Source organism: Robinsoniella sp., assembly GCF_034124845.1.
This window is the reverse complement of record NZ_JAWYAJ010000022.1, coordinates 1-2,402: the sequence shown is the minus strand read 5'-3', so window position 1 is coordinate 2,402 and position 2,402 is coordinate 1. Positions and strand designations below refer to the sequence as shown.

At 37.2% G+C, this 2,402-nt stretch carries 2 protein-coding genes and 1 riboswitch; both genes read left to right on the top strand.

Translation table 11 applies throughout. The features are described from left to right. Positions 1–196 precede the first annotated feature (196 nt). A riboswitch (cobalamin riboswitch) is annotated at positions 197–391 on the top strand. A gap of 282 nt (positions 392–673) precedes the next feature. Then, positions 674–1,513, top strand: a complete 840-nt coding sequence (locus tag ACH2DQ_RS01145) for a hypothetical protein (protein ID WP_394915969.1) — start codon at positions 674–676, stop codon at positions 1,511–1,513. A gap of 68 nt (positions 1,514–1,581) precedes the next feature. Further along, a partial coding sequence (locus ACH2DQ_RS01140; protein ID WP_395025182.1) for a hypothetical protein occupies positions 1,582–2,402 on the top strand: 821 nt, incomplete at its 3' end.

The window sequence follows — 2,402 nt, the reverse complement described above, 5'->3', positions numbered from 1 at the left end:
AGGTTTTATGCGACCTGCGATAGATTTTTAGTTAGTCCAACTGTCAAACTCCCGTGTTAATTTGAAAAATAAAATATATAAAATAATAGAGTTTTATTTTTGAATTAATCAAAAATAATATTTATATAAATAAAATATCAGCATACTATTGACAACCAAATTTATATGAGCTAAGATGTAATACATAAAATTACAAAATTAAATATGAAATTGCGGTCATCTTTCTTTAATTAATAATTGAAAGTGATAATAGGGAAGCTGGTGAGAATCCAGCACAGTCACCTCTACTGTGACGTGGACGAAGAGACAAAAGCCATTGATATACCTATCGAGAAGGCGTTTCTAAGGATGAAGCGAAGTCAGGATACCTGCCGTGTTGCACGTTATTTATTTCTGGGCTGAGGAAATAGGTTTATTTTTATGCCGCAATTCAATTAATTACATATGGGGAATAATAAGCCTTTCTGTCTGAGTGCAGGAAGGCTTTTTTTAATGAATTTTCAAGTTTATATAACTTTTGGACATGTAAAAAGTCCATTTCTATGGTTAACGATACCATATTTCTATAGAAAGGGAGTAACAGCTGATGAACGGAACGGAAAGGAGGGGAAATGGTGATGATTGGTTCCGAACAGCATAAAAATGAGAGACATGAAAAAGGAGGATTTGATTTATGAAGATTTTTAAAAAATTGACCGCGTTGGTACTGGCTTTAACATTAGTTTTCGGTATGACCACAATTACAGCGTCTGCAGCAAGTGATAACCTGGCGATTGGTTCTGTTACGTTAACAGCGCCTGCATCCGGTAAAAGTGCAGTAGCAGAATTAAAGACAGTAACCGTAGGCGGTGTAACCCGTTATACTTATAATGCAAAATTACCATCTGGAACAGCTACAAGTGATCTTAAGAAACTAAAAGTTGTTCTGACTGGTGTAAATTCTGATGCAGCTGTCAGCATTGATAGTCAGACAAGCGCTACAGGAAGTACGACAAGAACATTTAATAACGTTGATGTGTCTGCGTCATCTGCTACGATTTCCGTTACTTTTGGTGGTGAGACCAGAGCTTATGAATTGACGGCTACTGTGGATGCAACAAAACTTACTGTACAATTAGGAATTCGTACCATTAATGCATTTAATTATGGAACTGAATTTCAGGCTGCAGCAAATGCAATTATGCTTCCTTCCAATAATAAGAATAATTATGTTACTCTTACCCTGGATGCAGGGGCTACCGTTATGGATGCATTAGTGAAGGCAGCAGGCATGCATGGGATTCAATTAACTGGAGCAGAAAATAATTATATCTCCAAGATGTCTAAGGGAGGATATACTCTGGGTGAATTTACCTGTGGAAGTATGAGTGGATGGATGTATACCGTAATTCCTCTAGGTGGAGAAGAGTTTTTACCAATGTATGGTGCAGCTCAGTATTATCTGGAAGGCGGAGAAAAAATTAATTGGCAGTATACCTGCAACTTTGGTGCAGATATTGGATTTGGATTCTAATTACAATTTGTGAGAAGGCAGGGTATCCCATTTCGGATGCCTTGCTTCATGTTAGAAAGAGGTAGGTTATGATAAAAAAGGCAAAACGTTATCTGGCTGGATTGATGTCCATGTGTATGTGCTTAACAATGGTTCCGATAAATGTACAGGCGCAAGTAAAAGAATCAGAGAATATACAGAGTGAGTCAGATTATGACAGAATGAGTGAAAAAACTAATGCAGACACCAGATTGGTTACGATTAATGGGTATTGCGGCGAATCGGGAGTAGAGCCTGATGAGGACTTCTATAGCTTTGCATTTGCACTATCAGATAGTAATCATAATGTGATTTATGATCCTGCAAAATATTGTAAAGTTGGTGAAACATACTATTTACAGCTTGATTCTATGAGCTACCCGCAGAGCGTATTTAATCGTGCGGAAGTGACAGGTCTGGAATTATCAGAAGCAGATAAAAACAATATGATTGAAGCGATTACAAATGGTACTTTTTCATTTATAATGCCGGATCATGATGTTACATTTGATCTTTATCTAATGAGGCAGTATAGTGTTAGAAATGTATATATGGAACCAGAAAATGGCGGAACAATAGTAATAACTGGTGAAGAGTATGTGAATGGAAATAAAACGGAATGGTATAACCCGTATAATACCGATGTTACGATAAAGGCTTTACCCAATTTAGGGTATCGTTTCAAGACGTGGGATATATCAACTTCAGGTTCAATGGGACCAGATTTACCTGTTGATCCAGAGCTTTCACAGAATTTAACATCATCGGAAAAGTTATTTAAGATGCCTAATCGTGATGTGGATCTAAATGCATACTTCGAAAAAGACCCCGATGCCGTTTTCGATGCCGTATTTACCGGAGGAGAAGGAGC